Origin of the sequence: Winogradskyella bathintestinalis, from assembly GCF_030407435.1 — a bacterium.
Taxonomy (GTDB): Bacteria; Bacteroidota; Bacteroidia; order Flavobacteriales; family Flavobacteriaceae; genus Winogradskyella; species Winogradskyella bathintestinalis.
Window position 1 is genome coordinate 1 of sequence record NZ_JASDDK010000033.1, and the last position, 644, is coordinate 644.

Consider the following 644-nt stretch of genomic DNA (forward strand, 5'->3'; position numbering starts at 1 on the left):
TTTATATTTTTTATACATATGATTAGAATTGGTTGTTGTGATATAGTTCTTTGTTTTTGGCACTAGTAGTTTATTAAGTCTCAAGAAGTTGAAGAACTTGTCTCTACCAATTTTAATACCAGCGTTTATAAAATCTTGTTTAAGCTCAGTATGTAGTTTTATTCCACCAGTTTTAGAGCCTACTTTTTTACGGTAGTCTTTAACCATTTTGGTTAGTTTTTGATGGTCTATTTGATGTTTTTGTTGCGCTTTGAGTCTTTTGTAGAAGGCTTGTTTAGAGATCCCAAAACATTGATAGAGCCATTTTCTTTTAAAATGTTTTTCTTTTTTAGTTCTATCTCTTTTGCTAATGTTTCGGGCAATGACTTTTTTGACATATCGACGCCTGTAATGAGTTCCATATCAGCGATTATATCTTGCTGAAAGTCCTTTACAAACTCTAGTTCTTCAATTTTTTCTTTAAGTTTCTTTATTTCGTCGTTTTTACTCATACCTGTATTTTGTTGCACTAAGGTACTGTATTTTCTAATCCAATAGGAGATAGTTGTTCTGGGAACATCATATTTTTTAGATGCAAAGTTTGTAGAAATCTGACCATTCTGAATTTGGTCAACGACGAATAATTTGAGTTCTAAAGTTGCTTT

Annotated in this window: 1 protein-coding gene and 1 pseudogene; both read right to left on the reverse strand. The window is 31.1% G+C overall.

Annotated elements, in window-relative coordinates:
• A pseudogene (locus tag QMA06_RS16435) lies at nt 1–207 on the reverse strand (hypothetical protein); the annotation flags it as partial.
• 20 nt (nt 208–227) lie between these two features.
• Nucleotides 228–644, reverse strand: a 417-nt coding sequence (locus QMA06_RS16440; protein WP_290208002.1) for a helix-turn-helix domain-containing protein, incomplete at its 5' end; no start/stop codon positions are given.